This window comes from Ectobacillus ponti (assembly GCF_024294785.1).
Lineage (GTDB): Bacteria > Bacillota > Bacilli > Bacillales > Bacillaceae_G > Ectobacillus > Ectobacillus ponti.
This window is the reverse complement of sequence record NZ_JANCLT010000114.1, coordinates 1-530: the sequence shown is the minus strand read 5'-3', so window position 1 is coordinate 530 and position 530 is coordinate 1. Positions and strand designations below refer to the sequence as shown.

1 protein-coding gene and 1 pseudogene are annotated in these 530 nt (G+C 57.4%); both read right to left on the bottom strand.

Translation table 11 applies throughout. The annotated features are described in order from the left end of the window. A partial coding sequence (locus NK662_RS23415; RefSeq protein WP_254761385.1) for a ubiquitin family protein occupies nt 1-365 on the bottom strand: 365 nt, incomplete at its 3' end. Nucleotides 366-383: 18 nt separating this feature from the next. Beyond that, nucleotides 384-527, bottom strand: a pseudogene (locus tag NK662_RS24245) (ubiquitin-like protein); the annotation flags it as partial. Nucleotides 528-530 lie beyond the last annotated feature (3 nt).

The window sequence follows — 530 nt, the reverse complement described above, 5'->3', positions numbered from 1 at the left end:
GCGAAGATGAGACGCTGCTGGTCTGGGGGGATGCCCTCTTTGTCCTGGATCTTGGCCTTGACGTTGTCGATGGTGTCAGAAGACTCCACCTCAAGGGTGATAGTCTTGCCGGTCAGAGTCTTGACAAAGATCTGCATGCCACCACGGAGGCGGAGGACAAGGTGAAGGGTCGACTCCTTCTGGATGTTGTAGTCAGCAAGGGTCCTGCCATCCTCCAGCTGCTTGCCAGCAAAGATGAGACGCTGCTGGTCCGGGGGAATGCCCTCCTTGTCCTGGATCTTGGCCTTGACATTGTCGATGGTATCAGAAGACTCCACCTCGAGGGTGATGGTCTTGCCGGTCAGTGTCTTCACAAAGATCTGCATGCCACCACGGAGGCGGAGGACAAGGTGGAGGGTGGACTCCTTCTGGATGTTGTAGTCAGCAAGGGTGCGGCCATCCTCCAGCTGCTTGCCGGCGAAGATGAGACGCTGCTGGTCTGGGGGGATGCCCTCTTTGTCCTGGATCTTGGCCTTGACGTTGTCGATGGT